24 protein-coding genes are annotated in these 25,382 nt (G+C 73.4%); 12 read left to right on the forward strand and 12 right to left on the reverse strand.

Annotated elements, in window-relative coordinates:
• Positions 1 to 81 precede the first annotated feature (81 nt).
• The gene (locus ACIBTV_RS06355; protein WP_396702968.1) at positions 82 to 1,542 is read left to right on the forward strand and encodes a menaquinone biosynthesis decarboxylase; all 1,461 of its coding nucleotides are present in this window, start codon (positions 82 to 84) and stop codon (positions 1,540 to 1,542) included.
• Positions 1,542 to 2,453 (forward strand): menaquinone biosynthesis prenyltransferase MqnP, encoded by a 912-nt coding sequence (gene mqnP, locus ACIBTV_RS06360; RefSeq protein ID WP_396702969.1) that lies wholly within the window; start codon positions 1,542 to 1,544, stop codon positions 2,451 to 2,453. Before ACIBTV_RS06355 ends, mqnP begins: the two co-directional genes overlap by 1 nt.
• Before the next feature lie 81 nt (positions 2,454 to 2,534).
• On the opposite strand, the gene ACIBTV_RS06365 is transcribed toward mqnP, so the two are convergent.
• On the reverse strand, positions 2,535 to 3,497 hold the full coding sequence (locus tag ACIBTV_RS06365; protein ID WP_396702970.1) for a terpene synthase: 963 nt from the start codon (positions 3,495 to 3,497) through the stop codon (positions 2,535 to 2,537).
• Between the two features lie 174 nt (positions 3,498 to 3,671).
• On the opposite strand from ACIBTV_RS06365, the gene ACIBTV_RS06370 reads away from it, so the two are divergent.
• On the forward strand, positions 3,672 to 4,301 hold the full coding sequence (locus ACIBTV_RS06370) for a UbiX family flavin prenyltransferase (protein ID WP_396702971.1): 630 nt from the start codon (positions 3,672 to 3,674) through the stop codon (positions 4,299 to 4,301).
• Between the two features lie 88 nt (positions 4,302 to 4,389).
• Here ACIBTV_RS06370 and ACIBTV_RS06375 read toward each other — a convergent pair whose 3' ends face one another.
• The gene (locus ACIBTV_RS06375; protein ID WP_091593304.1) at positions 4,390 to 4,656 is read right to left on the reverse strand and encodes a BldC family transcriptional regulator; all 267 of its coding nucleotides are present in this window, start codon (positions 4,654 to 4,656) and stop codon (positions 4,390 to 4,392) included.
• A gap of 269 nt (positions 4,657 to 4,925) precedes the next feature.
• On the opposite strand from ACIBTV_RS06375, the gene ACIBTV_RS06380 reads away from it, so the two are divergent.
• Positions 4,926 to 5,384, forward strand: coding sequence for an Lrp/AsnC family transcriptional regulator (locus ACIBTV_RS06380; protein ID WP_396702972.1), 459 nt, complete (start codon positions 4,926 to 4,928; stop codon positions 5,382 to 5,384).
• 105 nt (positions 5,385 to 5,489) lie between these two features.
• On the forward strand, positions 5,490 to 6,314 hold the full coding sequence (locus ACIBTV_RS06385) for an SDR family NAD(P)-dependent oxidoreductase (RefSeq protein ID WP_396702973.1): 825 nt from the start codon (positions 5,490 to 5,492) through the stop codon (positions 6,312 to 6,314).
• A 53-nt stretch (positions 6,315 to 6,367) separates the two neighbouring features.
• Here the strand turns inward: ACIBTV_RS06385 and ACIBTV_RS06390 are convergent, their stop codons facing one another.
• From ACIBTV_RS06390 to ACIBTV_RS06405, 4 genes are all read right to left on the reverse strand, one after another.
• A complete protein-coding gene (locus tag ACIBTV_RS06390) occupies positions 6,368 to 6,988 on the reverse strand; it encodes a putative glycolipid-binding domain-containing protein (protein WP_396703221.1) in 621 nt (206 codons plus the stop codon).
• Positions 6,989 to 7,095: 107 nt separating this feature from the next.
• A complete protein-coding gene (locus ACIBTV_RS06395) occupies positions 7,096 to 8,973 on the reverse strand; it encodes a DEAD/DEAH box helicase (RefSeq protein WP_396702974.1) in 1,878 nt (625 codons plus the stop codon).
• 274 nt (positions 8,974 to 9,247) lie between these two features.
• Positions 9,248 to 11,026 (reverse strand): hypothetical protein, encoded by a 1,779-nt coding sequence (locus ACIBTV_RS06400; protein WP_396702975.1) that lies wholly within the window; start codon positions 11,024 to 11,026, stop codon positions 9,248 to 9,250.
• A gap of 109 nt (positions 11,027 to 11,135) precedes the next feature.
• The gene (locus tag ACIBTV_RS06405; RefSeq protein WP_396702976.1) at positions 11,136 to 12,689 is read right to left on the reverse strand and encodes a C40 family peptidase; all 1,554 of its coding nucleotides are present in this window, start codon (positions 12,687 to 12,689) and stop codon (positions 11,136 to 11,138) included.
• 231 nt (positions 12,690 to 12,920) lie between these two features.
• On the opposite strand from ACIBTV_RS06405, the gene mqnE reads away from it, so the two are divergent.
• The 3 genes from mqnE to ACIBTV_RS06420 all read left to right on the forward strand — a co-directional run bounded on the left by mqnE (position 12,921) and on the right by ACIBTV_RS06420 (position 14,960).
• Complete coding sequence (gene mqnE / locus ACIBTV_RS06410; protein ID WP_396702977.1) at positions 12,921 to 14,090, forward strand: aminofutalosine synthase MqnE; 1,170 nt, start codon at positions 12,921 to 12,923, stop codon at positions 14,088 to 14,090.
• 94 nt (positions 14,091 to 14,184) lie between these two features.
• Positions 14,185 to 14,610, forward strand: coding sequence for a hypothetical protein (locus ACIBTV_RS06415; protein WP_396702978.1), 426 nt, complete (start codon positions 14,185 to 14,187; stop codon positions 14,608 to 14,610).
• Positions 14,611 to 14,675: 65 nt separating this feature from the next.
• A complete protein-coding gene (locus ACIBTV_RS06420; RefSeq protein WP_396702979.1) occupies positions 14,676 to 14,960 on the forward strand; it encodes a DUF4229 domain-containing protein in 285 nt (94 codons plus the stop codon).
• Between the two features lie 75 nt (positions 14,961 to 15,035).
• Here the strand turns inward: ACIBTV_RS06420 and ACIBTV_RS06425 are convergent, their stop codons facing one another.
• A complete protein-coding gene (locus tag ACIBTV_RS06425; protein ID WP_396702980.1) occupies positions 15,036 to 16,397 on the reverse strand; it encodes a C39 family peptidase in 1,362 nt (453 codons plus the stop codon).
• A 209-nt stretch (positions 16,398 to 16,606) separates the two neighbouring features.
• On the opposite strand from ACIBTV_RS06425, the gene ACIBTV_RS06430 reads away from it, so the two are divergent.
• The 4 genes from ACIBTV_RS06430 (at position 16,607) to ACIBTV_RS06445 (ending at position 21,757) form a co-directional block, all read left to right on the forward strand.
• Positions 16,607 to 18,484: a M14 family metallopeptidase gene (locus ACIBTV_RS06430; RefSeq protein WP_396702981.1), complete on the forward strand. Its 1,878-nt coding sequence runs from the start codon at positions 16,607 to 16,609 to the stop codon at positions 18,482 to 18,484.
• A gap of 375 nt (positions 18,485 to 18,859) precedes the next feature.
• Entirely contained in the window at positions 18,860 to 19,795 is a 936-nt protein-coding gene (locus tag ACIBTV_RS06435) for an ABC transporter substrate-binding protein (protein ID WP_396702982.1), read from the forward strand.
• Between the two features lie 31 nt (positions 19,796 to 19,826).
• The gene (locus ACIBTV_RS06440; protein ID WP_396703222.1) at positions 19,827 to 20,924 is read left to right on the forward strand and encodes a FecCD family ABC transporter permease; all 1,098 of its coding nucleotides are present in this window, start codon (positions 19,827 to 19,829) and stop codon (positions 20,922 to 20,924) included.
• Positions 20,921 to 21,757, forward strand: a complete 837-nt coding sequence (locus ACIBTV_RS06445; RefSeq protein ID WP_396702983.1) for an ABC transporter ATP-binding protein — start codon at positions 20,921 to 20,923, stop codon at positions 21,755 to 21,757. Before ACIBTV_RS06440 ends, ACIBTV_RS06445 begins: the two co-directional genes overlap by 4 nt.
• Positions 21,758 to 21,773: 16 nt before the next feature.
• Here ACIBTV_RS06445 and ACIBTV_RS06450 read toward each other — a convergent pair whose 3' ends face one another.
• The 5 genes from ACIBTV_RS06450 to ACIBTV_RS06470 form a co-directional block, all read right to left on the reverse strand.
• A complete protein-coding gene (locus ACIBTV_RS06450; protein WP_396702984.1) occupies positions 21,774 to 22,541 on the reverse strand; it encodes a VOC family protein in 768 nt (255 codons plus the stop codon).
• A 94-nt stretch (positions 22,542 to 22,635) separates the two neighbouring features.
• Positions 22,636 to 23,373, reverse strand: a complete 738-nt coding sequence (locus ACIBTV_RS06455; RefSeq protein WP_396702985.1) for an ABC transporter permease — start codon at positions 23,371 to 23,373, stop codon at positions 22,636 to 22,638.
• 10 nt (positions 23,374 to 23,383) lie between these two features.
• Positions 23,384 to 24,361, reverse strand: coding sequence for an ABC transporter ATP-binding protein (locus ACIBTV_RS06460; RefSeq protein WP_396702986.1), 978 nt, complete (start codon positions 24,359 to 24,361; stop codon positions 23,384 to 23,386).
• Positions 24,358 to 24,669, reverse strand: coding sequence for a transcriptional regulator (locus ACIBTV_RS06465; protein ID WP_396702987.1), 312 nt, complete (start codon positions 24,667 to 24,669; stop codon positions 24,358 to 24,360). The genes ACIBTV_RS06460 and ACIBTV_RS06465 overlap by 4 nt, the downstream gene beginning before the upstream one ends.
• Entirely contained in the window at positions 24,666 to 25,304 is a 639-nt protein-coding gene (locus ACIBTV_RS06470; protein ID WP_396702988.1) for a transporter, read from the reverse strand. Before ACIBTV_RS06470 ends, ACIBTV_RS06465 begins: the two co-directional genes overlap by 4 nt.
• Positions 25,305 to 25,382: the final 78 nt, after the last annotated feature.

Consider the following 25,382-nt stretch of genomic DNA (forward strand, 5'->3'; position numbering starts at 1 on the left):
TCACCCCGGCCGGGTCGGCCCGACCGCGCCGCGCCGACCCGGCCGGGCAGTCCACGACGGTGGTGGGGGAGACTGGCGGGTATGGCGGCTCGTGGCTTCCCGTACACCGATCTGAAGGACTTCCTCGCGGCGCTGGAACGTGCGGGCGAGCTGCGGCGGGTGGACGTCCCGGTCGACCCCACCCTGGAGATCAGCGAGGTGGTCACCCGGACCGTCCGCGCGGGCGGCCCGGCGCTGCTCTTCGAGCGGCCGACCCGGGGTGAGATGCCGGTCGCGATCAACCTCTTCGGCACCGAGAAGCGGATGGCGATGGCGCTCGGGGTGGAGCGCCTCGACGAGATCGGCGAGCGGATCGGCGAGATGCTCAAGCCGGAGCTGCCGCAGGGCTTCGCGGGCATGATGGGCGGGCTCGGCAAAGTCATGCAGCTCAAGTCGATGCCGCCCAAGAAGGTCAAGACGGCCCCGTGCCAGCAGGTCGTCTACCGCGGCGACGACGTCGACCTCAACCGGCTGCCGGGGTTGCAGGTCTGGCCCGGCGACGGTGGGATCTTCCACAACTTCGGGCTGACCCACACGAAGGACCCGCAGACCGGCAAGCGCAACCTGGGGCTCTACCGGCTCCAGCAGCACTCGCACAACACCATCGGCATGCACTGGCAGATCCACAAGAACTCCACCGCGCATCACGCGGTCGCCGAGCGGCTCGGGCAGCGGCTGCCGGTGGCCATCGCCATCGGCGCCGACCCGGCGGTGGCCTACTCGGCCAGCGCACCGCTCCCCGCCGAGATCGACGAATACCTGTTCGCGGGCTTCCTGCGGGGCGAGCGCGTCGAGATGGTGGACTGCCTCACCGTCCCGTTGCAGGTGCCGGCGCACGCGCAGGTGGTGCTGGAGGGCTACATCGAGCCGGGCGAGCGCATGCCGGAAGGGCCGTTCGGCGACCACACGGGCTTCTACACGCCCGTGGAGCCGTTCCCGGTGATGCACGTCGAGTGCATGACCATGCAGCGCGACCCGGTCTACCACTCGATCGTCACGTCGCAGCCGCCGCAGGAGGACCACGGCCTCGGCAAGGCCACCGAGCGGATCTTCGCGCCGCTGCTGCGCTTCCTGATCCCGGACATCGTGGACTACGACCTGCCCGCCGCCGGGGTCTTCCACAACTGCGCGATCGTGTCGATCCGCAAGCGCTACCCGAAGCACGCGCAGAAGGTCATGAACGCGATCTGGGGCGCGCACATGATGTCGCTGACGAAGCTGATCGTGATCGTGGACGAGGACTGCGACGTGCACGACTACAACGAGGTCGCCTTCCGCGCCTTCGGCAACGTCGACTACGCCCGGGACCTGCTGCTCACCGAGGGCCCGGTGGACCACCTGGACCACGCCTCGTACCAGCAGTTCTGGGGCGGCAAGGCGGGCGTCGACGCGACCCGCAAACTCCCCACCGAGGGCTACACCCGCGGCTGGCCGGAGGAGATGAGCATGTCGCCCGAGGTGGTCTCGCTGGTCGACAAGCGTTGGAAGGAGTACGGAATCTGATGACGGCCGTGCTGGAGCCCGTGGAACGACCGGGCCGGGTCAAGTCCTTCCTCCGACTGGTCGCCATCGAGCACTCGGTCTTCGCGCTGCCCTTCGCGTACCTCTCCGCGCTGGCCGCGATGCAGGCGAACGGCGGGCACGTGCGCTGGCTCGACCTGCTGCTGATCACCATCGCGATGGTCGGCGCGCGGACGTTCGCGATGGCCGCCAACCGGATCCTCGACCGGCGGATCGACGCGCGGAACCCGCGTACCGCCAACCGGGAACTGGTGACCGGGGCGGTGAGCGTGCGGACGGCCTGGACCGGCGCGTCGGTCGCCCTGGTGGTCTTCCTCGCCGCCGCCGCTCTGCTCAACCCACTCTGCCTGGCGCTCGCCCCGCTCGCCGCCGTGCCGCTGGTCGTCTACCCGTACGGCAAGCGGTTCACCAACTGGCCGCACGCGATCCTGGCGATCGCCCAGGCGGTCGGGCCGGTCGGTGCCTGGTTGGCGGTCACCGGAACCTTCGCCGGCTCCGGGCCGGCCTGGCTGCTCGGCGCCGCCGTCGGGCTGTGGATCGGCGGCTTCGACCTCATCTACGCCTGCCAGGATTCCGAGATCGACCGGGAGATCGGCGTGCACAGCGTCCCGGCGCGCTACGGGCGGCGCTTCGCGCTGCACGCCTCCACCGTCGCGCACGTGGTGACCTTCGCGCTGTTCATCTGGTTCGGCGCGCTGCTCGGCTTCGGCTGGCTGTGGTGGATCGGCCTGGCGCTGACCGCCGTCGCCTTCGCCTACCAGCACCTGGTGGTCAGCCCGACCGACCTCAGCAAGGTCAACCGGGCGTTCTTCACCGCGAACGGCTTCGTGGGCATCGCGCTGTTCGTGTTCGCCCTGCTCGACCTGGTGATCCGCCTCCACCTGCGCGCCTGACCGCGCGCCTGCCGTGCGCGGCGCCCGCTGCGCGCGACGTTGTTCCGTACCGCGCCCCCGAGAGGGTCGCGGTGGCGCGGGTCAGGGGGTTACCGGGTAGCGGGCGCTCTCCATCGTCCAGTCGATCGTGCCCCGGACCGCGTTCGCGACCCCGTCGAGCAGGTCGGTGACCGCCTCGTCCAGCCCCGGGCCGAACGACGGCACCGTCGCGCGCAGCTCGACGAAGCGCCGCATCGACGCCCGCCAGCGGTCGGCGACGAGCACCACCGCCGCGTCGGTCGGCACGCCCCGCTCGCCGGCCACCGCGAGCACGAGATTGTGCCCGCCGGAAGTGGCCCGGTCCCGCTCCAGCGACGCCAGGTCGTTGTACCAGGAGAGCAGGTCGTTGCCCGTGTCGGCGATCTCCCGCAGCAGCGGGTGGTGGTAGACGGCATCCGGCAGCGGACGGCCGGTGACGAACTCGACCAGCGGAAACGAGACGTACGCCGCCGAGGTCGCCCGGCGCAGCTCGACGTACTCGGCGACGCCCGGCGCCCGACCCGCCGTCTTGTTGGCCGCCTCCCGCCAGGTGCCGGCCAGGTGGTGGGCGACCGCGTCGGCGAAGCGCTGCCGCCACCGGGCGGGCATCCGGCGGCGGGGCACGCGCCAGGAGCGCACCAGCAACCGACGGAGCGGCCCGGCCAGCCCGGTGTGCCGGTGACGCGGGCCGTCGACCAACAGCTTGACCGCACCGTCGCGCAGTGCCTGGATCTGCCCCGGGTCGAGTCGGCCCGGGCCGTCGCAGGCGTCGTCCACCAGGAAGAACCAGGTGAACAGCGCGGTCAGCACCCGCAGGTCGGGCTCCGTGGCGTCGGGGTAGAGCCGGCCGGCGTACCGGGCGAAGCCCGCGCCGGCCAGTCGCCGCGCCCCGGCCGCGTCGAGCGGCAGGCCGACGGTGGGCAGCAGGTCCGCCGCCAGCCACTCCTGCACCCCGTCGGCGTACGGCGACAGCCGGGGCGGGATGGGGCACTCGGACCGTAGCGACTCCAGGACCGCGCCGGTCATCCCCGACTCCTCCCCCGCGGGCGAACACGCCGCCGTGCGAATCGCTGCCGGCAGCATGGCAGGTCCACGGGAGCGTTGTGGGCCCGGCCGGACAAGGCGGGTGGTTTCGCACCGGCGCGCTTGACACCGGGGGCCGACGTCGGCCGGTCGGGGCGACCAGGCAGGCTGGTGGGTATGCGCGAACCATGGGTCGTCGGGGTCTCCGGTGCGTCCGGCACGCCCTACGCGGCAGCCGTCGTACGCGGACTGCTCGACGCCGGGCAGCCGGTGGACCTGGTCGTCTCCCGGGCGGCCCGGCTGACCCTGCTCGACGAGACCGGCCGTCCGTTCCGGGACGGGCACTGGGCCGAGGACCTGGCGGGGTGGCTCGACCGCGACCTCGCCGACGCCGACGTGCGGCACTGGCCCGCGGGCGACCTGGCGGCCGGGCCGAGCAGCGGCTCGTACCGGGCGCGCGGAATGGTGGTCGTCCCGGCGAGCACCGCGGCCTGCGCCGGAATCGCGATCGGCCTCTCCAAGGACCTGCTGCAACGGGCGGCCGAGGTCAACCTGAAGGAGCGGCGGCCGGTGGTGGTGGTGCCCCGGGAGACCCCGGTGACCCGCAGCCACCTGGAGCACCTGATCGCGTTGCACGATGCCGGCGCCGTGGTGTTGCCCGCCAGCCCCGGCTTCTACGGTGCCGGGGCATCGGCCTCCGCCCAGCAGCTCGTCGACTTCGTCGCCGGCAAGGTGCTGGACGCGCTGGGCGTGCCGCACACCCTGTTCGTACGCTGGTCCGGAGAGCTGGGCGCGGCCCGGGCCTGATCGGGCGGTGCGGGCCCGGTTTTGGCCCGGAACCGAGGCGATTCAGCGGGGCCGCGGGCCGGACCAGTCGCCCGGCCCGCGCGACGCGTCAGTACATCCCGGCGTTCGCCGGCCCAGGGCCGGTCGAGGCGGTCGGGCCGACGTTGCGTGCCTTCCCCATGTCGTCGGCCTCGTCCAGCATGCCCTCCCCCTCGAGCAGGGCTCGCACCTCGGATTCCCGAAACCGGCGATGCCCTCCTGGAGTCCGGATGCTGCCGATCCGTCCGGCCGCGGCCCATCTCGTCACAGTCTTCGGGTCAACCCGAAACAGCGCGGCGACCTCACCCGGTGTCAGCAGGCGATCTCCAGTGTCCACAGCCCCCTCCTCGCGTTCGACGAAGCCCCCGGCTGAACACACTGCCCCCGGCCGGTGCGAGCCCAGAGCCGTCATGAGGGACGTATGGCAATTACAGCACCAGCGACCTGGCCTGTCCGCCAAACGCGAAAAACGCACTGAGTGGGAAGTTAGTCAATGGTACCGGCGCTGCGCTCCTTTGACTCTGCGTACGTGAAGTGTTACCTGCTGTCATGTTCAACGGATGCCGGAGTCCGGGCGTTACGCCTCACCCGTTAGGGTCACAGTCCGTGGACGCCATCGACCTGAGCCTCGTGGAGCTGCTGCGCGGCAACGCCCGCCTCTCCTACGCCGAACTCGCCCGCCAGGTCGGCCTGTCCGCACCGGCGGTGCACGAACGGGTCGGCAAGCTGGAGGCCGGCGGGGTGCTGCGCGGCTACCGGGCGGACGTCGCGCCCGAGGCGATCGGCCTCGGCGTCACCGCGCTGATCGGCATCGTCGAGGACTCCGGCGCGGACACCGACGACGTCCTCGCGGCGTTCCGCGCGATGCCCGAGATCGAGTCCTGCTACTTCATGGCGGGCGTCGAGTCGTTCCTGCTCAAGGCCCGGGTGGGCACGATCGCCGAGCTGGAGCAGTTGATCGTCCGGCTGAACCGGACCCCGGGCGTGGCGTCCACCCGCACCAGCATCGCGCTCTCCACGAAGTGGGAGAACCGCCCCCAGCCGGTCACCCCGCCCGCCGGCTGAGCCGGCCGCCCCTGGTTGACGGTGACCCGAGACGGGCCGGGAGCGGGCGCGCGTCGTCACGGGCGGGGCCTGGTGCGGAGCGGCCGTCGGCGGTACGTTGCGCCGATGATCTCGCCAGCGAGCGGGGCGGCCGTCGTGACCGGCGCCGCGGGTGGCCTGGGCCGGGCGATCGCCGCCGCCCTGCACGCCGACGGTTGGCAGGTCCTCCTCACCGACGTGGACCCGGCGGCGGTGGCCGCGGTCGCGAAGCCGCTCGGCGGCTGGTCCTGCGCCCTCGACGTCCGGGACGAGATCGCCTGCGCCGAGGTGGCCGCCGAGGCGGCGGCGCGCGCCGGAGCCCTCGGGCTCTGGGTGAACAACGCCGGCATCCTGGTGACCGGGCCGTCCTGGGGGCACGACGCGGCGACCCGGCGTCGGGTGCTCGACGTGAACGCGCTCGGCGCCATGAACGGCACCCTCGCCGCGCTGGACGTGATGCGCGACCAGGGCCACGGTCACGTGCTCAACGTCGTGTCGCTGGCCGGGCTCGTGGCCGCCCCCGGCGAGACCGTCTACGCGGCCAGCAAGCACGCGCTGCTCGCGTTCAGCCTCGGCACCCTGGCCGACCTGCGGATGGCCGGTCACCGGGCCGTACGCGTCTCCTGCCTGTGCCCGGACGGTATCTGGACGCCGATGCTGCACGACCGGCTCGACGACCCGGGCGCGGTCGCCTCGTTCACCGGGTCGATGCTCACCCCCGAGCGGGTGGCGGCCCGGGTGGCGCGGCTGGCCCGGCGGCCACGCCCGGTGGTGATCCTGCCCCGGTGGCGTGGCGCGCAGGTGCGGCTGCTGGATGCCGCACCGCGCCTGGCGCTCGGGCTCACCCCGCTCGTCCGGGTGGTGGGCAGGGCCGGCCAGCGCCGGCAGCGCCGACGGACCGACGCGGGCTGAGCATCACGCCGTCGGGGCGGGCGGACTGCCGGCGGCGGTGCCGGGCTCGGGGGTCAGAGTGGCGCGGCGCGCTCCGCCAGCCCCGGGTAGCGCAGCACGTAGCCGTCGGAGTCCACCTCGATGTCGGCGGTGAACGAGTCGCTGGCGAAGCGCACCCGGCCCGGTCCCAGCGAGGTGTAGGTCTGCTCAGCCGGAACCACGGCGAGGCTCGGCACCAGCACCCAGGCGACGGTGATCCGGCGCGGCACGTCGGCCGGCCCGCTGGTCAGGCCGAGCCGGTGCACCGGCGGCGCGTTGAGCAGCGGGGAGCCGCCGAGATCCACGTCGAGCGCGTCGGACAGCCGATCCGGGTCGTCGGTGCCGGGCAGCCCGGCGGGCGGGTGCCCGGCGGCGGCCAGCGCCGCGTCCAGGTCACCCTGCTCGGCGGTGGTCACCCGCCACCGGTCGACGGCCCGTTCCAGGCGTACGCTGCGCAGCCAGCCCGACCCCTCCACCTCGATCTCGAAACGGGTGGTGGTCCAGTCCGGGGCGGTGGCCAGCCGGTAGCGAGCGGTCCACGGGATCGGGTCGACGGCGAGCATGGTGCCGCGCGCCGCCAACCCCTGGCCGTCGTCGAAGACGGCGTGCTCGCTGCCGGCGGTGTCGGTCCGGGTCCAGAAGAGCGACTTCGGCATGGTCGGCATGAGCCGCACGTTACGCGTACCAACGGTCAGACTGTGTAGATCTTGGTAGGTTTCGGCCCCTGGAGGGGCCGTTTCCTACCAAGATCTACCGGAGTCCCTCAGTGAGCGCGGGCCGGGGTACCGCCGTAGCGGCGCTCGCCGCGCGGGCGCTCGCCCTGCCAGCGGTCGCCGTCCCGCCGCTCGTCACGGCCGCCGGCGTGCCGCTCGCCCTGCGGGCGGTCGCTGAAGCGGCGCTCACCGTGCGGGCGGTCGCTGAAGCGGCGCTCGCCCTGGGGGCGGTCGCCGTATCCGCGCTCACCGTGCGGCCGGTCGCTGAAGCGGCGCTCGCCCTGGGGGCGGTCGCTGAACCGACGGTCGCCCTGGGGGCGGTCGCCGTAACCGCGCTCGCCCTGCGGCCGGTCGCCGAATCGGCGCTCGCCCTGGGGACGGTCGCTGAACCGACGGTCGCCCTGCGGGCGGTCGCCGTATCCGCGCTCGCCCTGGGGTCGGTCGCCGAACCGGCGCTCGCCGTATCCGCGCTCGCCCTGGGGACGGTCCCCGTAACCGCGCTCGCGGTAACCGCGCTCGCCCTGCGGGCGGTCGCCGAATCGGCGCTCACCGTGCGGGCGGTCGCCGAAGCGGCGCGGACCACCGGAGCGGGCCCCCTGCCGACGCGGCTCCTCCGGCTCCTCGCGGACCGGGACACCGCTCGGCTCCCGAGCGCCGGTCAGCTCGGTGAGGGTCGGGTCACCGGCCCGCACCCGGGTCTGCTCCGGCTCGACACCGGCCTTCTCCAGCATCGCCAGCGTGGTCCGGCGCTGCTTGGGCAGCACCAGCGTGGCCACCGCGCCCGACTCACCGGCGCGGGCGGTCCGGCCGGCCCGGTGCAGGTAGTCCTTCGGGTCCTTCGGCGGGTCGACGTGCAGCACCAGGGAGACGCCGTCCACGTGGATGCCGCGGGCGGCCACGTCGGTGGCGACCAGCACGTTCATCCGGCCCTCACGGAACTCGGCGAGCGTGCGGGTACGCATCCGCTGGGTCTTGCCGCCGTGCAGCCCACCCGCCCGTACGCCGACCGCGGCGAGCTGCGACACCAGCCGGTCCACGCCCAGCTGGGTCCGAGCGAACACCATCGTCCGGCCGTCCCGCGCCGCGATCGACGCCACCACCGGGAACTTGTCCTGCGGCGGGATCAGCAGCATGTGGTGATCCATCGTGGACACGGCGGCGGTCGGCGGCGCGGTCGAGTGCGTGACCGGGTCGGTCATGAACCGCTTGACCAGCGTGTCGACGTCACCGTCCAACGTGGCCGAGAACAGCAGCCGCTGCGCCGCGGCCGGGGTCTTCGCCAGCAGTTCGGTGACCTCCGGCAGGAAGCCCATGTCGGCCATCTGGTCGGCCTCGTCGAGCACGGTCACCTCGACGTCGTCGAGCTGGCACACGCCCCGCTCGATCAGGTCGCCGAGCCGGCCCGGAGTCGCCACGATGATCTCCACGCCACGGCGCAGCGCGTCGATCTGCCGGTCGTACGGCACCCCGCCGACAGCGGTCTTCAGGAAGACGCCGACCGCCTTGCCGAGCGGCAGCAGCGCGTCGTTGACCTGCATGGCCAGCTCGCGGGTCGGGACGAGGACCAGGGCACGCGGGTGCAGCGGACGGGCCGCGGCACCGGCGGCGACCCGGGCGAGCACCGGCAGGCCGAACGCCAGCGTCTTGCCGGAGCCCGTCTGCCCCCTGCCGAGCACGTCACGCCCGGCCAGCGCGTCGGGAAGGGTCGCGCTCTGGATCTCGAACGGGGTGGTGATGCCCTGGCGGGCGAGCGCGCGTACGAGTGGCTGGGGGAGGCCCAGTGCGGCGAAGTCGCGCGTCTCGGCGGAGGTCTCGCCCGCGGTCGCGGAGTCGTCCGTCGCGGCGGTCAGGGCCGACGCGTCGCCCTCCTGGGCGGCGGTGGGGTCGAGGGCGGACGGGAACGTGCTGGGGTCAGCAAAGGTGGTCAAGAAGTGCCTTTCAAGCGGGGCGCATCTTCGCGATGGCCTGCCACAGCTCAACGCCGCCAAGTCGCCCGCAAGACCGCCCAGGGGCGCGCGGATGGGCGCGCCAGGTCAGTGATCCACACAAGTGTACGGCGACGGCCGCCAGCCGCCACCCGGCGTGACCCGTAGTGGGCGGGCTCACCAGTCGGGCACCGGATCGTCGGGCACCGCGCCGCAGGCCACGGCCATCGGCGTGCGTCATCGTCGAGGCGGGTGGGTGACCCGACGGCCGGGCGCGTCAGCCGTTGAGGAGGTTGCCGATCAGGCCGCTCACGGCGTCGTCGGCGAGCAGCACGAGCAGCACGCTGACCAGCACCAGCAGGCCGAGCGCCACACCCAGTACGACCATCGCCCGAGCCGTCCGCGACCGTTGCTCGGGCGGCGCGTCCGCCCAGCCCTGCGCGAGGATGTGCCCGGTGAGCGAACCGGACGTTTCGGTGGTGTTGGTGGGCAGTGCCACGGTCGTGAACCCGGGTCCCTCGGTGCCCGCCCCGTAGACGGTGCCCTGGAGGTCGGGGCCGCCGTCGTAGCGAGCGGAGCGACCGCCGGCCGGGGTGCCGGCGTCGCGCGCGCGTCCGACCGGCGTACGGGCCGCCGGGACGGCCCCGAACGGCGTCGTGGACGTGGCGTCGCCAGAGAGCTTCCCGGCCTCGGTGTGCCCGGCTCCGGTTCGCGTGTCCGCGGTCGGGGTGCGACCGGCGGGGCGGAGCTCGGCCGGGCTCGCGGCCGGCGGCCAGGCCGGCAGGGCCGGCTCGGGGACGACCGGCGACACCGGCGCGCTGCCGAGCCCTGGCGGTGCCGACACCGGCGTGCTGGGGCGGCCGGGCGGCGCGGAGACCGGCGCGCTGAAGTCTCCGGGTGGGGCGGAGACCGGCGCGGCGGCCCGGGCGGTTGGCGCGGGCGCCGAGTTCGCCGGGGGCGGCGGGAACGGGGGTGCCGGCATCGGGCCCGGTGGTGGCGGCGGCGGTGGAACCGGTGGCCCCGGTGGCGGCGCCGGAGGGGTCGGCAGGGGCGGCACGGGCCCGGGAGGCGTGGGACGTGGCCCCGGCCTGGGCGGACCCGGGCGGGGGCCGGGCGTCGGTGGGGTGGGCTCCGGGACCGGAGGGGCCGGGGACGGCGGCGTCGGGCCGGGGACCGGCGGGGTGGGTGCCGGCTCCGGTTCCGGGGTGGGCGGCGTCGGCGGCTGGGCAGGCTCCGGGGGCTGCGCCGGCTCGGGCGGCTCGGGGTTCACCGGGCCGGACCGGTAGACGGTCGCCGATCCGGACCCCGCCTGCGCCCCGGCAGCGGCCGCCTCGTCGGCCGTCACCCGGGTGCCTCCGAACGCGGCGGCGGAGGCTCGGGCGACGGCACCCGCCTCGGTGCCCGCCGGCCGGCTCGCTCCCGGCACCGAGGCGCTGGCCCGAGCGGCTTGCCGGCCCTCGTCGGCCGCCTTCCGACCGGTGGCCGGCACGGCGGCGCGGGCCCGAGCGGGCGCGGCCGAGCCGTCCCGTTGGCCGGGCGGCGCGGCGGCTGGCGCGTCGGTGCTGGCTGATCCGTAGGTGGCGGCGGTCGCCGGCGACGCCGCCGAGATCCCGCTGCCGGCCGTGGCCACGCTGGCCCGCGCCCGCACCGGCGCGACCGGCTCCGGGGTGGCCCCCGCCCGATCCGGCCCCACGCCGCCGGCCGCACCGCCCGTCGCCGGGCCGTCGTCGTCGGTCACACCGTCGCGCTCGGCGGGCGCGAGGCGGTCAGGGTCGTCGGTCACGGCGTCGCCGTTGGTGGGCGCGAGGCGGTCGGGGCCGTCGTCGGTCACGGCGTTTCGGTTGGTGGGCGCGAGGCGGCCCGCGTCGCCGTCGGTCACGGCGTCGGTCGGGTCGGCCGCGTCGGCAGCGATGTCGTCGGCGGTCGAGCCGCCGGGAGGCGGTGTGCCGTCCGCGGTCGGGCCGGCATCCTCGGTGGGCGTCGCGGCGGTCGGCCCCTCGGGTACGGGCCCGCTGGCAGGGTCGACCGTCTCCGCCGGAACCTTCTGCTCGGCCATGCTCGCCCTCCGCACCGCTCGCACCCGGACCCGGCCGGGACCGGGCGTGCCTGGATGCCACGGTGCCATATTCCGCCCCGGTGGCACAGCCGGAGTGGATGCTTGCGGGTCAGCTGCCGGTGCTGGCGCTCGCCGAGGCCTGAGCCGACGGGCTGTTGCTCGCGGGCTTCTCGCTGCTGGAGGCGCTGGCCGACGGCGAGGTGGAGCTCGGCGTCGTGGAGGGCGTCGACGGCGGCTCCGTCGTCGCCGGCGGCGTGGTGGGCGGGGGTGGCGTGGTCGGCGGCGGCGTGGTCGGCGACGGGGTGTCGCTCGGCGTGGGCGTCGGCGTGCCGCTCGGCGTCGTGCTCGGCGTGGTGCTGGGCGTCGTGCTCGGCGTGGGCGAGCCGGTCGCCGACGGGGTGGGCCGCGGCGTGTTGCTCGGCGTCGGCGTCGGGCTGGGGGTGCTGGTGGGCGGGGCGGGGACCGCGCCGATGACGCGGGTCGCCGCGTAGAGCCGGGACCACGTCACCGTGGAGATCTTGACGACGTCGCCGGTGGTGGGGGCGTGCACCATCTTGCCGTTGCCGATGTACATACCGACGTGGTGGATGCTCGTCCAGCTGCTGCCGGAGGCGAAGAAGAGCAGGTCACCGGGGAGCAGGGCGGTGCGGTCCACCGTGCGGGCGCGGGTCGCCCGGTACTGGTCGCGGGAGACCCGGGGCAGGTCGAAGTAGTCGGCTCCGGAGGAGCGGTAGGCCGCCCACATCAGGCCGGAGCAGTCGAACCGGTCCGGCCCCTCGGCCGCCCACAGGTAGGGGTCGCCGAGCTGGGCGAGGGCGTAGCGCACGGCCGCCATGGCGCGCGGGTGCGCGGTCAGGCCGTTGGCGCTCTGGCCCTGCAGGTAGCCGGCGCCGATCTGCTGCTCGGCGGCCTCCTGCTGGCGTTCGAGCTGGACGAGCTGCGCCTCGTGGTCCCGGCGCAGCTTGAGCAGCTTCGCCTCCTCGGTGCGCAGCGCCTGCTCGCCGGTGCTGAACTCCGCGGTGGCGCTGCGGACCGCCGCCTCCGCCGCCGCGTACGCCGAGTAGGCCGCCTGCTCGGCGGTGCGCGCCCGGGACAGCTCTCCTGCGGCGGCGGTGGTCGACCCCTCGACCTTCTCGCCGCGGGTGATCCGCTGGAGCTGGCTCCAGCCCTGGATGTCGTCGGCGAACTCGGCGGGGGGCAGCGCCGCGCGGGCCTTGAGGGCCTCGGCGACGGCCTTGTCGGCGCCCTCCTGAGCCCGGGCCAGGGTGTCGCGGGCGGCCTTCAGGGTCTGGTCGGCGGCGGTGAGCTGTGTCTCCGCGTCGGTGCGCTTCTGGCGTAGCTGGAGCAGCGTGTCGCCGAGCAGACCGACCTGGGCCACGGCCGCGTCGACCTGGGCGGCCAGCGAGCCGGCGCCGACGATCGGGGCGCCCGGCGTCACCGGCGCGAGGGGCGCGTTGCCGGGAAGCCGGAGGGTGCCGGTGACGGTCGGCCGGGAGCCGGTGTCCGGCACGGTGGTGGGCAGTGCGGGATCGGCGTAGACCGGGGTGGCCAGGACCGCGGCGGCGATCGCGCCGAGCAGGGCGGCCCAGAGCCTCGGACGAAGCACCGGGGAGACGATCGGGCTCCGTCGCCGCTGCCGTCGCCCGTGCCGCCTGTAGACCATTCCGCTCCCCGTCCGCATGCAGCCACCGCGCCGGTGGGCGCGGCGGTGGGGACGCTACCAGTGCCTCGCGGCCCCATCCTGTCTTACCTCAGTCCGGGCAACGTTGTCGATGCGCCGGCGGGTTACGGGAGGCTGAGAGTTCGGTGAAGAGCCGTCGCCGAGACGGTGCCGGCGGGGCCGTCGGTGCCTCGACGTACGCTCGGGGAGGTACCGCGGGTGGAAGGACGTGCCATGGACGCCGGAGTCAAGCGCGAGCTCGAAGCGAAGGTGTACGCCGGGGAGCGGCTGACCCGGGAGGACGGGATCGCGCTCTACGAGAGCGACGACCTGGTCTGGCTCGGCCGGCTCGCCCACCACCGGCGCACCGAGCTCAACGGGGACCGGGTGATGTTCAACGTCAACCGTCACCTCAATCTGACGAACGTCTGCTCCGCCTCGTGTGCCTACTGCTCGTTCCAGCGCAAGCCGGGCGAGAAGGACGCGTACACGATGCGGATCGACGAGGCCGTGCGCAAGGCCAAGGAGATGGAGGACGAGCAGCTCACCGAGCTGCACATCGTCAACGGTCTGCACCCGACGCTGCCCTGGCGCTACTACCCGAAGGTGCTGCGCGAGCTGAAGGCGGCGCTGCCGAACGTCAAGCTGAAGTGCTTCACGGCGACCGAGGTGCAGTGGTTCGAGAAGATCAGCGGCCTCTCCGCCGACGAGATCCTCGACGAGCTGATGGACGCCGGGTTGGAGTCCCTCACCGGCGGCGGCGCGGAGATCTTCGACTGGGAGGTCCGCCAGCACATCGTCGACCACGCGTGCCACTGGGAGGACTGGTCGCGCATCCACCGCCTGGCGCACAGCAAGGGCATGAAGACACCGTCCACGATGCTCTACGGCCACATCGAGGAGCCGCGGCACCGGGTCGACCACGTGCTGCGCCTGCGTGAGCTGCAGGACGAGACCGGTGGCTTCGCCGTCTTCATCCCGCTGCGCTATCAGCACGACTTCGTCGACTCCGCCGACGGGAAGATCCGTAATCGGATCCAGGCGCAGACCACGATGGCCTCGCCGGCCGAGTCGCTGAAGACCTTCGCCGTCTCCCGGCTGCTCTTCGACAACGTCCCGCACGTGAAGTGCTTCTGGGTGATGCACGGTCTGTCGGTGGCCCAGCTCTCGCTGAACTTCGGCGCCGACGACCTGGACGGCTCGGTCGTCGAATACAAGATCACGCATGACGCCGACGCGTACGGGACGCCGAACACCATGCACCGGGAGGACCTGCTCAACCTGATCTGGGACGCCGGGTTCCAGCCGGTCGAGCGGGACACCCGCTACAACGTGGTGCGGGAGTACGACAGGGCGCCGAGCATGGCGCAGCGGCGCGCCGAGCCGCAGCAGGTCTGGGCCTGAACGGGTCCACCCCGACTGCCGGGTGGCGCGCGACGGCCGCCCCGGATCGAGCCGACGTGGTGTGGGCGGCCCGCTCGCGTACCCTCGTAGAACCATGACGGAGCAGCAGCAGAGCGGGTTTCCCCGGCGCGACGCCGAGGGGCGCATCCGCGCCCTCGGTGACCTTCTCGGTGTGAGTCTCGCCGGCTGGGTGATCGGGGTGGTCGCCCTGGTGCTGTTCGACTGGGCGTTCGCCTCGTTCGGGGCGGGCGAGTTCGGTCGGGCTAACGGGTGGCTCGCGGTGATCCTCCCGGCGTGGCTGTTCTGGGAGGATTTCCGGGCCTGGGAGTTCGGTGCCGCGCGGGTGGTGGCGGGCCTGCTCGCCGCCGCGGTCGGTGTCGTCACCGGCCTGCTGGTGGCCGGCGCGGCCGCCGGTCTGCCGGGGCTGCTGTCGGGTGCCCTGGCGGCGGCGACGTTCACCGTGGCGTACGCGGTGGTGTGGTTCCCCGGGGTCCGCTGGCTGGCCCGCCGCACGGGCTGAAGGCCCACGGAGCGGGTCGAGGTGTGCGCCGGACGGGCCGGTGCGACGAGAACGGAGTGGTGCGGGTGAGCGCGGCGGTCAAGTACACGCTGGGACGGATCGGGCTGTTCGTCCTCGTGCTGGCGGCCCTCTGGCTGATCGACATGAGCGTCTTCCTCAAGCTGATGCTCGCGCTGGTGTTCTCCGCGGCGCTGTCGTTCTTCCTGCTGAGGGGGTGGCGGGACGAGATGGCCGGGGAGATGGCCGAGTCGTCGGCCCGCCGCCGGAGCGAGAAGGAACGCCTCCGCAGCGCCCTGGCCGGCGACGACCAGACGGCCACCTCCCAGCCCCCCACCGACGAGTCCCGGTGATCAAGAGGTTCGCGTCGCCGGAACGGCCCGGGGTGACGCGAACCTCTTGATCAACCGGCTTCGAGCCGGGTCAGGTCACCAGTTGGTGGAGCCGGGGACGTGCGGCCAGGGCTTGGTGATCGGTTTGATCAGGTACGCGATGCCGCCGGAGCCGCCGGACACCCCGCCGCTGGCGTTGATCCGCTTGGTCCGCAGCCAGATCTGCTCGAACTGCTCGCGCTGGTAGACGTTGCGCACCACGTCGTTGCTCGACGAGGCGGGGTCGTTGACGATCACGTCGCCGTCGGCGGTGAAGCCGACCACCACGAACAGGTGCCCGGAGGTGCCGTAGTTCGCCCCGTCCAGCTCGCTGGCGAGGAAGGACTGGCTGGTCACCACGGGGATGCCGGCGGCGATGAAGCGCTCCAGCTCGTCCAGCGAGTGCAGCCGGGTCACCCGGCCCTCCAGGCCGGGGAAGCTGGCCGCGTACGCGGTGTTGAACGGCCAATTGCCCGCGCCGTCGTACGCGTAGTCGAAGGTCATCCGCGCCGCGTGGTTGACGGTGGGGTCCGGGTAGGTCGGGTCGACCCAGGCGGTGTCCGCCGGTGACGGTTTGCGGCCCCAGTACTCGATCACCATCTCGGTCGAGGTGGGGGAGCACCAGGCCTCGCCGCCGCCGTCGTACTCCGGGTAGTGGCCGGCGTGGACGTTCTGCGAGTAGCGGGGCACGGGCAGTTCGACGCCCCAGGCGATGTGCCCGGCGCTCGGCGTCACGGTGAACCGGTCCGGCACGTTCGAGCTCATGGCGCCGACCGTGTGCACGACCGGGGCGGCCTGCTGGCCGGGGGCCCGGTAGAGGGTCAGCCGCAGTTGGTATGCCCGCAGCAGCACCCCGGCGGCCGCGTCGTCGATGCTGAACGTGTCGGTCCAGATCGTCGACCAGGGGTCGCCCTGCCGGTTGACGGTCGTCCGCTTGATGTCGGCGTCGCCGGCCGCCCACCGGCCCATCACGTACCACGGGGTCGTGGCGCCGGTGTTGTAGCTGCCCTGGAGCTCCACCTGGATCCAGGTGCCGGCGGGGGTCGTCGCGTTCCACGAGGCGACGAGCTCGGTGGCGTCGAAGCCGACCGCGGTGACCGGGGAGGTCCAGGTGGCGTACTCCCAGGTGCGGGTCGTGCCGGTGTGCGGGTCGGTGTAGTCGGTGGTGCCGGCGGGTCGGTCCAGGGTCAGGCCGGGGCGGGCGCCGGGGACCGCCCGGGTGCCGGCGTGGCTGCCGCGTCGCCAGTCCGGATAGCGGGACCACTCCTGGAAGGTGATCTGCTCGTCGTGGACGACCGGTCGGGCGGCCGCCGGGCCGGCGGTGACCGGCGTCGCGGCGGTCGCGGGTACGGCGGTGCCGAGGAGGGTGAGCGCGGTGACGCCGGCGAGGGCGGCCACGCTCAGGCGTGATCTGGCCATGGGTGCTCCGCGGGTGTGGTGGGCATCGTCGCCGGTCAGTGTCCCGCTCGGAAGGAACTTTCGCCAGATGTCGGCTGATGGAAAATCATTGCCGGCGCGATGATCCGCCTGGCATGGAAGAGGCAGCGATCAATGTTGATATGACCATGTGACGGATGGTGAAGTGTGCTCCACCGAACGGGATCTCCCCGTACCCGAGGAGGTTGTCCATGGCCCTCCGCTCTCCCCTCCCCATCCGCCGCGTCCTGGCGTTCGCCGTCGCCGCCGGGCTCGCGTTCGTCACCGTCACCGCCGCGCCGGTCTCCGCCCGACCCGCACCGGAACCCACCGGTACGGCCTCCGCCGGCTACCGGGTGCTCGGCCCCCGTACCCTCGCCGACCGCAACGCGGTGGCCCGCACCGGAGCGGCCATCGACTACAGCGAGCACGGGGTGCTGCACGTGTCGGCCACCCCGGCCGAGGCCGCCGCGATCTCCCGGCTCGGCTTCCGGCTGGAGCAGGTCACCGAGCCGTCGGCCGCCGAGCACGACCACGGCGACGTGGGCACCCTAGCCTTCCCGCCCGCCGACTCCAACTACCACGACTACGCCGAGCTGACCGCGCTGGTGAACCAGGTCGTCGCCGACCACCCCACCATCGCGCGCAAGCTCAGCATCGGCAGCTCGTACGAGGGCCGCGACCTGATGGCCGTGAAGATCTCCGACAACGTCGCCACCGACGAGAACGAGCCGGAGATCCTCTTCAACGCCCAGCAGCACGCTCGCGAGCACCTGACCGTCGAGATGGCGATCTACCTGCTCAACCTCTTCACCGACAACTACGGCAGCGACTCCCGGATCACCGACATCGTCAACGGCCGGGAGATCTGGATCGTGCCGACGGTCAACCCGGACGGCAGCGAGTACGACATCGCCACCGGCTCGTACCGCTCCTGGCGCAAGAACCGGCAGCCGAACAGCGGGTCGTCGTCGGTCGGCACCGACCTCAACCGGAACTGGAGCTACCAGTGGGGCTGCTGCGGCGGCTCGTCCGGCTCCACCTCGTCGGAGACCTACCGTGGCCCGTCCGCGTTCTCCGCGCCGGAGACGCAGGCGTTGCGGAACTTCGTCAACAGCCGGGTGGTCGGCGGCGTGCAGCAGATCAAGGCCAACATCGACTTCCACACCTACTCGCAGCTGGTGCTCTGGCCGTTCGGCTACACCACCGCCAACACCCCCAGCGGGATGACGGCCGACCAGTACAACACCTTCGCGACCATCGGCCAGCAGATGGCCGCCACCAACAACTACACCCCCGAGCAGTCCAGTGACCTCTACATCGCCGACGGCACCAGCATCGACTGGATGTGGGCGGCGCACGGCATCTGGGCGTACACCTTCGAGATGTACCCGGGCTCGGCCAGCGGCGGCGGCTTCTACCCGCCGGACGAGGTGATCCCCGCGCAGACCTCCCGCAACCGGGAGGCGGTGCTGATGCTCAGCGAGTACGCCGACTGCCCGTACCGGGCGATCGGCAAGCAGGCGCAGTACTGCGGCGGCGGTGGTGGCGGCACCACGGTCTGGTCGGACACCTTCGAGACGGCCACCGGGTGGACGATCAACCCGAACGGCACGGACACCGCGACCGTGGGCGCCTTCGAGCGCGGCGCGGCGCAGGCCACCACGTCCAGCGGGGCGAAGCAGCTCACCCCGTACGCCGGCGGCAACGATCTCGTCACCGGCCGGCTCGCCGGCTCCGCGGCGGGTGACTACGACCTGGACGGCGGCGTGACCAGCGCCCGGTCCCCGGCGGTGACCCTGCCGGCGAGCGGGACGCTGAACCTGTCCCTGGCCTGGTATCTGGCGCACGGCTCGAACTCGTCGTCGGCCGACTACCTCCGGGTGAGCGTCGTGCACAACGGCGGCACCACCGCCCTGCTCACCCAGGCCGGGGCGGCGACCAACCGCAACGGCTCCTGGGCGGTGGCGAACCTCAACCTGACCCCGTACGCCGGGCAGTCCGTCCGGATCCTGGTCGAGGCGGCGGACGCGTCGGGCGCCAGCCTCGTCGAGGCGGCTGTGGACAACGTCACCATCACCGCCTCCTGATCCGGTGGGGCCCCGTCCCGCCCCCGACGGGGCCCCACCATCCCGGCCGCACCCCGCCGGACCCCGACATTCCGCTACCGAACGACCGTTCCGGCCCGCCGCCGTCGCGGCCAGCCGATCGACCGGTCCCGATCGGGCTCCCTGATCGACCGGGCACCTCCGGGCGGTGCGCTACCGTCTTACCGACCGTTCCCCAGCGAAGCCGGTGTGAATCCGGCGCTGTCCCGCAACTGCGATGCCCCGCCCTCAGTGGTGGGGACGAGCCAGGTCGCCTGCGGAGTGGTCGCGACTTGCGCTCTCGAGGAAGGGCGCCTCGCGGACGGGCGCACCTCCCTGTCGGCGAAGCACCACGCTCCTCGACCGACAGGAGGCCCGATGTCCAGACGTACCCCCCGGATCCTCGCCGCGACCCTCGCGGTCGCCGCGCTCGCCCTCGGCGCCTGCGCCTCGAAGACCGACGACCAGCCGGCGGCCGGCGGCGGCGCGACCACCGCGGCCTTCCCGGTCACGGTCGGCGCCGTCACCCTCGACAAGCGCCCGGAGAAGATCATCTCGCTCTCGCCGAGCGCGACGGAGATGATCTACGCCATCGGCGCCGGCCCGCAGGTCGTCGCCGTCGACGACAACTCGAACTACCCGGCGGAGGCGCCGAAGACCGACCTGTCGGGCTTCCAGCCGAACGCGGAGGCGATCGCCGCCAAAAACCCCGACCTGGTGGTGATCTCCGACGACCGCAACAAGATCGTCGACCAGCTGGGCAAGCTGAAGATCCCCGTCTACATCACGCCGGCGGCGAAGACGCTGGACGACTCGTACCGGCAGATCACCGACCTGGGCACGCTCACCGGCCACGCCACCGAGGCGGCCGACGTGACCAAGCGGATGCGCGACGACATCACCAAGCTGGTCAAGGACCTGCCGCAGCGGTCGAAGAAGCTGACCTACTACCACGAGCTGGGCCCCGAGCTGTACAGCGCGACCAGCAAGACCTTCATCGGCTCGCTCTACGCGATGGCCGGCCTGGAGAACATCGCCGACCCGGCGGACGCGGACGGCAGCAACGGCGGCTACCCGCAGCTCTCCCAGGAGGTCATCGTCAACGCGAACCCCGACTTCGTCTTCCTCGCCGACAGCAAGTGCTGCCAGCAGAGCGCCGAGACGGTCAAGGCCCGCAGCGGCTGGGCCGGGATCACCGCGGTGAAGAACAACCAGGTGGTCGCGCTGGACGACGACATCGCCTCGCGCTGGGGCCCGCGCGTCGTCGACCTGCTCCGCGCCATCGTGGACGCGGTCGCCAAGGTGCCCGCGTGATGGACCCGCAGCGGTGACCAGGGCGCTTCCCGTGGCGCCCACCGCACCACCCACCCGGCCGGCCGGGACGCCACCGACGTCCCGGCCCGCCGGCCTGCGTCCGCTCTGGCTGGCCGGTGGGGGCGTCGCGGTGCTCGTCGCGCTGGTGGCCGGGGTGTCCCTCGGCCCGGTCAGCCTTCCGCCCGGCAGCGTCGCCGCCGAACTGCTCAACCTGCTGCCCGGCGTGCACCTGGACAGTGGCCTGACCGAGCGGGAGATCGCCATCGTCACCGAGCTGCGGCTGCCCCGGGTGGTGCTCGGCCTGCTCGTCGGCGGGATGCTGGCCCTGGCCGGCGGCTGCTACCAGGGCGTCTTCCGTAATCCGCTGGCCGACCCGTACCTGCTCGGGGTGGCGGCCGGCGCGGGCCTCGCGGTGACCGCCGTGATCGCCCTCGGCGGCGCCGGCACCTCGGGCGCACTGACCGGGCTGCCGCTCACCATCCCGCTCGCCGCGTTCGTCGGGGCGCTCGGCGCGGTGGCGATGACCTACCTGCTCGGGGGCGCCGGCGGCCGGGGTCGCTCCCCGGCGATGCTCATCCTGGCCGGAGTGGCGGTCTCCGCGTTCCTCTCCGCCGGCCAGACCTACCTGCTGCAGCAGCACGCCGACAGCATCCAGGCGGTCTACTCCTGGCTGCTGGGCCGGCTCGCCACCGCCGGCTGGCACGACGTGCTGCTGGTCCTGCCCTACTTCGTGCTGACCGCCGTCGTGGTGCTGCTGCACGGACGGGAGCTGGACGTCCTCTCGGTGGGCGACGACGAGGCGAGCAGCCTCGGCCTGCACCCGCAGCGCTCCCGCTATCTGCTGATCGCCGCGGCGTCGCTGGGCACCGCCGCCGCGGTCTCCGCGACCGGCCTGATCGGCTTCGTCGGCATCATCGTGCCGCACACCGTACGGCTGCTCGCCGGGTCGAGCTACCGCGTCATTCTGCCGCTGTCCCTGCTCTTCGGTGCGGCCTTCCTGGCGCTCACCGACGTGGTCGCGCGCACCGCCGCCGCTCCCGCCGAGATCCCGATCGGCGTGGTGACCGCGCTGCTCGGCGGCCCGTTCTTCGTCCTGGTCCTGCGCACCGCCCGCCGGGTGCTGACATGAGCGCCGGCGGAACGGGCGGTGCCGCCGCGGGCGGAGTCGTCGCGGGCGGTGGGGAGGCGGCCGCCGTCGAGGTGCGGGACCTGCACCTCGCGCTGGACCGCACGCCGATCCTCACCGGGGTCGACCTGACCGTCGCCGCCGGCGAGTGGGTCACCGTGATCGGCCCCAACGGCGCCGGCAAGTCGACCCTGCTGCGCGCCGTCGGCGGCCTGCTGCCCGCGTCCGGCGCGGTCGCCCTCTTCGGTACGCCGATCGCGTCGCTGCGTCGCCGGGCCCGCGCCCGGGTGGTGGCCACGGTCGCGCAGTCCCCGGTGGTGCCGCCCGGGATGTCGGTGCTCGACTACGTGCTGCTCGGCCGGACCCCGTACATCCCGCCGCTCGGGCGGGAGTCGACCGCCGACCTTGCGGCCGTGCACGAGGCGCTCGACCGGCTCGACCTGGCCGGTTTCCACCGACGCGAACTCGCGACCCTCTCCGGCGGGGAACGCCAGCGGGTCTTCCTGGCCCGCGCGCTCGCCCAGGGCGCCACGCTGCTGCTGCTCGACGAGCCGACCAGCGCCCTGGACATCGGCCACCAGCAGGAGGTGCTGGAGCTGGTCGACCAGCTGCGCCGGGAGAGCGGGCTGACGGTGCTCGCCACCATGCACGACCTCTCCATCGCCGGCGAGTACGCCGACCGGCTCGTCCTGCTCGCCGGTGGCCGTGTGGTCGCGGCGGGCACTCCCCGCGAGGTCCTCACCGAGCAGTTGCTGGCCACGCACTACCGGGCCAGCGTCCGGGTGGTCGACGGTGATCACGGCCCCCTGGTGGTCCCCATCCGTCCCCACCCGTGACCTCCGTCCGGGTCGGTCAGGTCGGGGGGACCTCGATGATGCTGAAGAGGGCGCCCTGGGGGTCGCGGAGCGACGCGAACCGGCCCGCCGGGTTGGTGCGGGGCGGCACCAGGATGGTCCCGCCCAGCTCGGCGGCGCGGGCGGCGGCAGCGTCGGCGTCGGCGACCGCGAAGTAGACCGTCCAGTACGCGGGCAGGTCGTCCGGGAAGTCCCCGGCCAGTGGCGGCATCATCCCCGCGACGATCTGCGTCCCCATCCGCCAGCCGGTGTAGGTCATCGTGCCGACCTGCTGGTCGTCCGGGTGCCAGCCGAAGACCAGCTCGTAGAAGACCTTCGCCCCTTCCGGGTCGGGCGTGACCAGTTCGTTCCAGCTCATCGCGCCGGGGACGTTGAACACCTCGCCGCCGGCCATGGCCATCGGCTGCCACACACTGAACGACGCGCCGGCCGGGTCGGCGAAGACCGCCATCCGGCCCCGGTCGAACACCTCGAAGGGGGGCACGACCACCTGCCCGCCGGCCCGCTCGACCCGCCCCGCGACCAGGTCGGCGTCGTCGGTGGCGACGTACGTGGACCAGATCGGCACCTGGTCGGGGATGGCCGGCGGTCCGGCGCCGGCGACCGCCCGACCGCTCAGTTGGAACACCGTGTAGCCGCCGGCCTCCGGCTCGGTCGTCACCCGACCGGTCCAGCCGAAGAGTTCGGGGTAGAAGCGCCGCGCGTCGGCGAGGTCCGGGGTGGCGAGATCCGCCCAGCAGGGCGTACCCGGCGGGACGGTGCTCACGTCGACCCCTCTCGGCTGCGGGCGCCCGGCACGGCTCCCTGCCTGGAATCCTGGCACCGTCCCGCCCACGTACGCGGGGGAAACGGACAAATGGTCAGCTGAACCGGCGACCCTCGTCCCGCCGGTACGCCCACCCGGCGAGCCCGGCGAGCAGCACCACCCAGACACCCAGCATGAGCAGCGAGAGCGGTTGCACCGGGTAGTCACCGACGGCCGACCACATCAGCTCGACGGCGCCCCGGGTGGGCAGGTAGGGAGCGATCGTCTCGATGAAGCCCGGCGCGTCGTCGGGCGCGCTGAGCAGCCCGCCGCCGAAGGCGAGCGGGAAGAACACGATCTGCGCCACCACGATCGCCGCCTTGCTCGGCAGCGAGTAGCCGATGGCGAGGCCCATCAGCGTGAACGGCACCGACACCACCGCGACGGTTACGAGGGCCAGCAGGAACGCGGCCGGGGTGATCTCCGCCGCGGTGAGCAGCGCGCCGATCACCACCACCGGGATCAGCGAGAGGTAGGTGAGCGCCAGGCCGGCGAGCACCCGGCCGGCGAACCGTGGCGCCGGCCCGGCCGGCAGGGTCCGGGTGTACGGATTCCACGGCTGGTCGCGGTCCTCGGCGACGCCCACCCCGTACTGGAAGATGTTGGCGCTCATCACCGAGAAGGTGACCATCGAGGCGGTGGCGAACGTGGCGCCGATCGGGTCCTTGCCGGCGAACGGGACCACGAAGAAGAGCATCGCGGCGGCCGGGAAGAACGCGCTGCCGAAGATGGCGATCGGAATCCGGACCGTCTCCAACAACTGGTAGCGGGCGTGGACCAGGGCGAGCTGCACGGTCGCCTCCTCAGGCGGGGGTGGTCGGTCGGCCGCCCGCCACGGAGGCGGTGGCCGACGGGCGCGTGGTGGCGGAGGTGTCGCCGATGTCGCTGCCGTCCTCGACGCCGGTGGGCGAGGACGCGTGCTCGGCGGTGATCGCCAGGAAGGCCTCTTCCAGCGAGGTGGGGCGCACCTCCAGGTCCGCGAACGGCACCCCGGCGGTGACCAGGTCCCGGACGAGCTGGTCGGCGTCGGTGGTGAGCAGGTGGGTGCGGCCGTCGATCCGCTCGGTGCGTACCACCCCGGGCAGCGTGGGCAGGGCGTCGGCGACCAGGCTCACCCGGCGTACGCCGACGACGGCGCGGACCGCGTCGACGGTGTCGTCGGCGAGCACCCGGCCCTGGCCGATCACCACGACCCGGCGGGCCAGCGCCTCCACCTCCTCCAGGTAGTGGCTGGTCAGCAGCACCGTTCCGCCGTCGTCGTGGAACGCGCGGATGGCGTCCCAGAGGGTGTGCCGGGCCTCCACGTCCAGGCCGGTGGTCGGCTCGTCGAGCAGCACCAGCCGGGGGCGCCCGACGAAGGCGAGCGCCACGGCGAGCCGGCGGCGCTGGCCGCCGGACAGGCCCCCGGTCTGCCGTCGGGCGTGCGCGGTCAGGCCGAAGCGGTCCAGCAGTTCGCCGCGGGGCACCGGGTCGGGGTAGTGCGCGGAGACGAAGTCGACCACCTCGCCGACCCGCAGCGTGCCGGGAAGGCCGGTCTCCTGCGGGGTCACCCCGATCTGCCGGCGGGACGCGGGGACGCGCGGGTCGCCGCCGAACAGCTCGACCCGGCCCGAGGTGGGGCGGCGGATCCCCACGAACAGGTTCATGAGGGTGCTCTTGCCGGCGCCGTTCGGCCCGAGAAGGCCGACCAGCTCCCCGGCGTGCACGTCGAGGTCGACCCGGTCGAGGGCGAGGACGTCGCCGTACCGGCGGGTGGCCTGGTCGGCGCGGGCGAGGATCATGGCTGCTCCTTGAGGTCGGTGGGGTTGAGCAGGGCGCGGATCGACTCGGTGTACTCCTCGAACGCCAGCCGGCCACGCCGGCTCAGTCGGATCAGGGTGGCGGGCGTCCGTCCACGGTGGGTCTTGGTGATCTCGACGTACGCGGCGTCCTCCAGCTTGCGAAGGTGCACGGAGAGGTTGCCGGCGGTCATGCCGAGCAGCTCCTGGAGTCGGGGGAAGGTGATGCGGTCGCCGTCGCCCAGGGCGGAGAGGGTGGCCACCACCCGGAGCCGGGCCTGCGCGTGGATCACCGGGTCGAGGTCGGTCACGACCCGTGCCACTGTCGCCGTCGGGCGAGCGCGCCGACCACCAGGATCCCGCCGCCGCCGGCCACCGAGACGACCAGCGCGTGCCAGCCGGGCCCGGCGAACGTGCCGACCAGGTTGATCGCGCTGATCCAGGCGCCCAGGCGGAACAGGTCCCGGTCGAGCCAGATGGCGCCGCCCGCCATGTGCAGCGCGCCGGTCAGCCCGACGGCGGTCGCCGACCAGAGCAGCCCGCCCAGGTCGTGCGGCAGGTGCTCGGCGATCCGGCCGAGCCCCGCGAAGATGCCCAGCGAGCCGAGGGCCCAGGCGTAGCCGTACCAGCGTCCACGTTGGGCTGAGTCCCCGGTCACCTGCCCGTAGGCCCGCGCGCTCGCCACCGCCTGCGCCACGGCGGCGGCCACGAGCAGGGTGAAGAGGACGGTCAGTGGCAGCCAGCCGGGCAGCCGGACCAGCACCCGACCGTCGGGGGAGAACCGCAGGAAGTACAGCCCGAAGCCGATGAACCAGGCGACAGCCCACGGCCAGTAGACCAGCCGGGCGTCCGGTTGGAGCCGGCTCGCCGCGGCCGCGCGTTCTGCCTCGATCAGGCGGAGCGCGTCGGCCGCGTCCGCCGGGGGAAGATCGTCCTGGCGGGTCATGCAAAGAACTTTAAAATACAAAGTCAATGCCGCGCTGCCCCGACCGGCGCCGCTTCAGGGGCCGGGGCGGACGGGGCC

It is taken from the genome of Micromonospora sp. NPDC049366, assembly GCF_044466625.1.
GTDB lineage: Bacteria > Actinomycetota > Actinomycetes > Mycobacteriales > Micromonosporaceae > Micromonospora.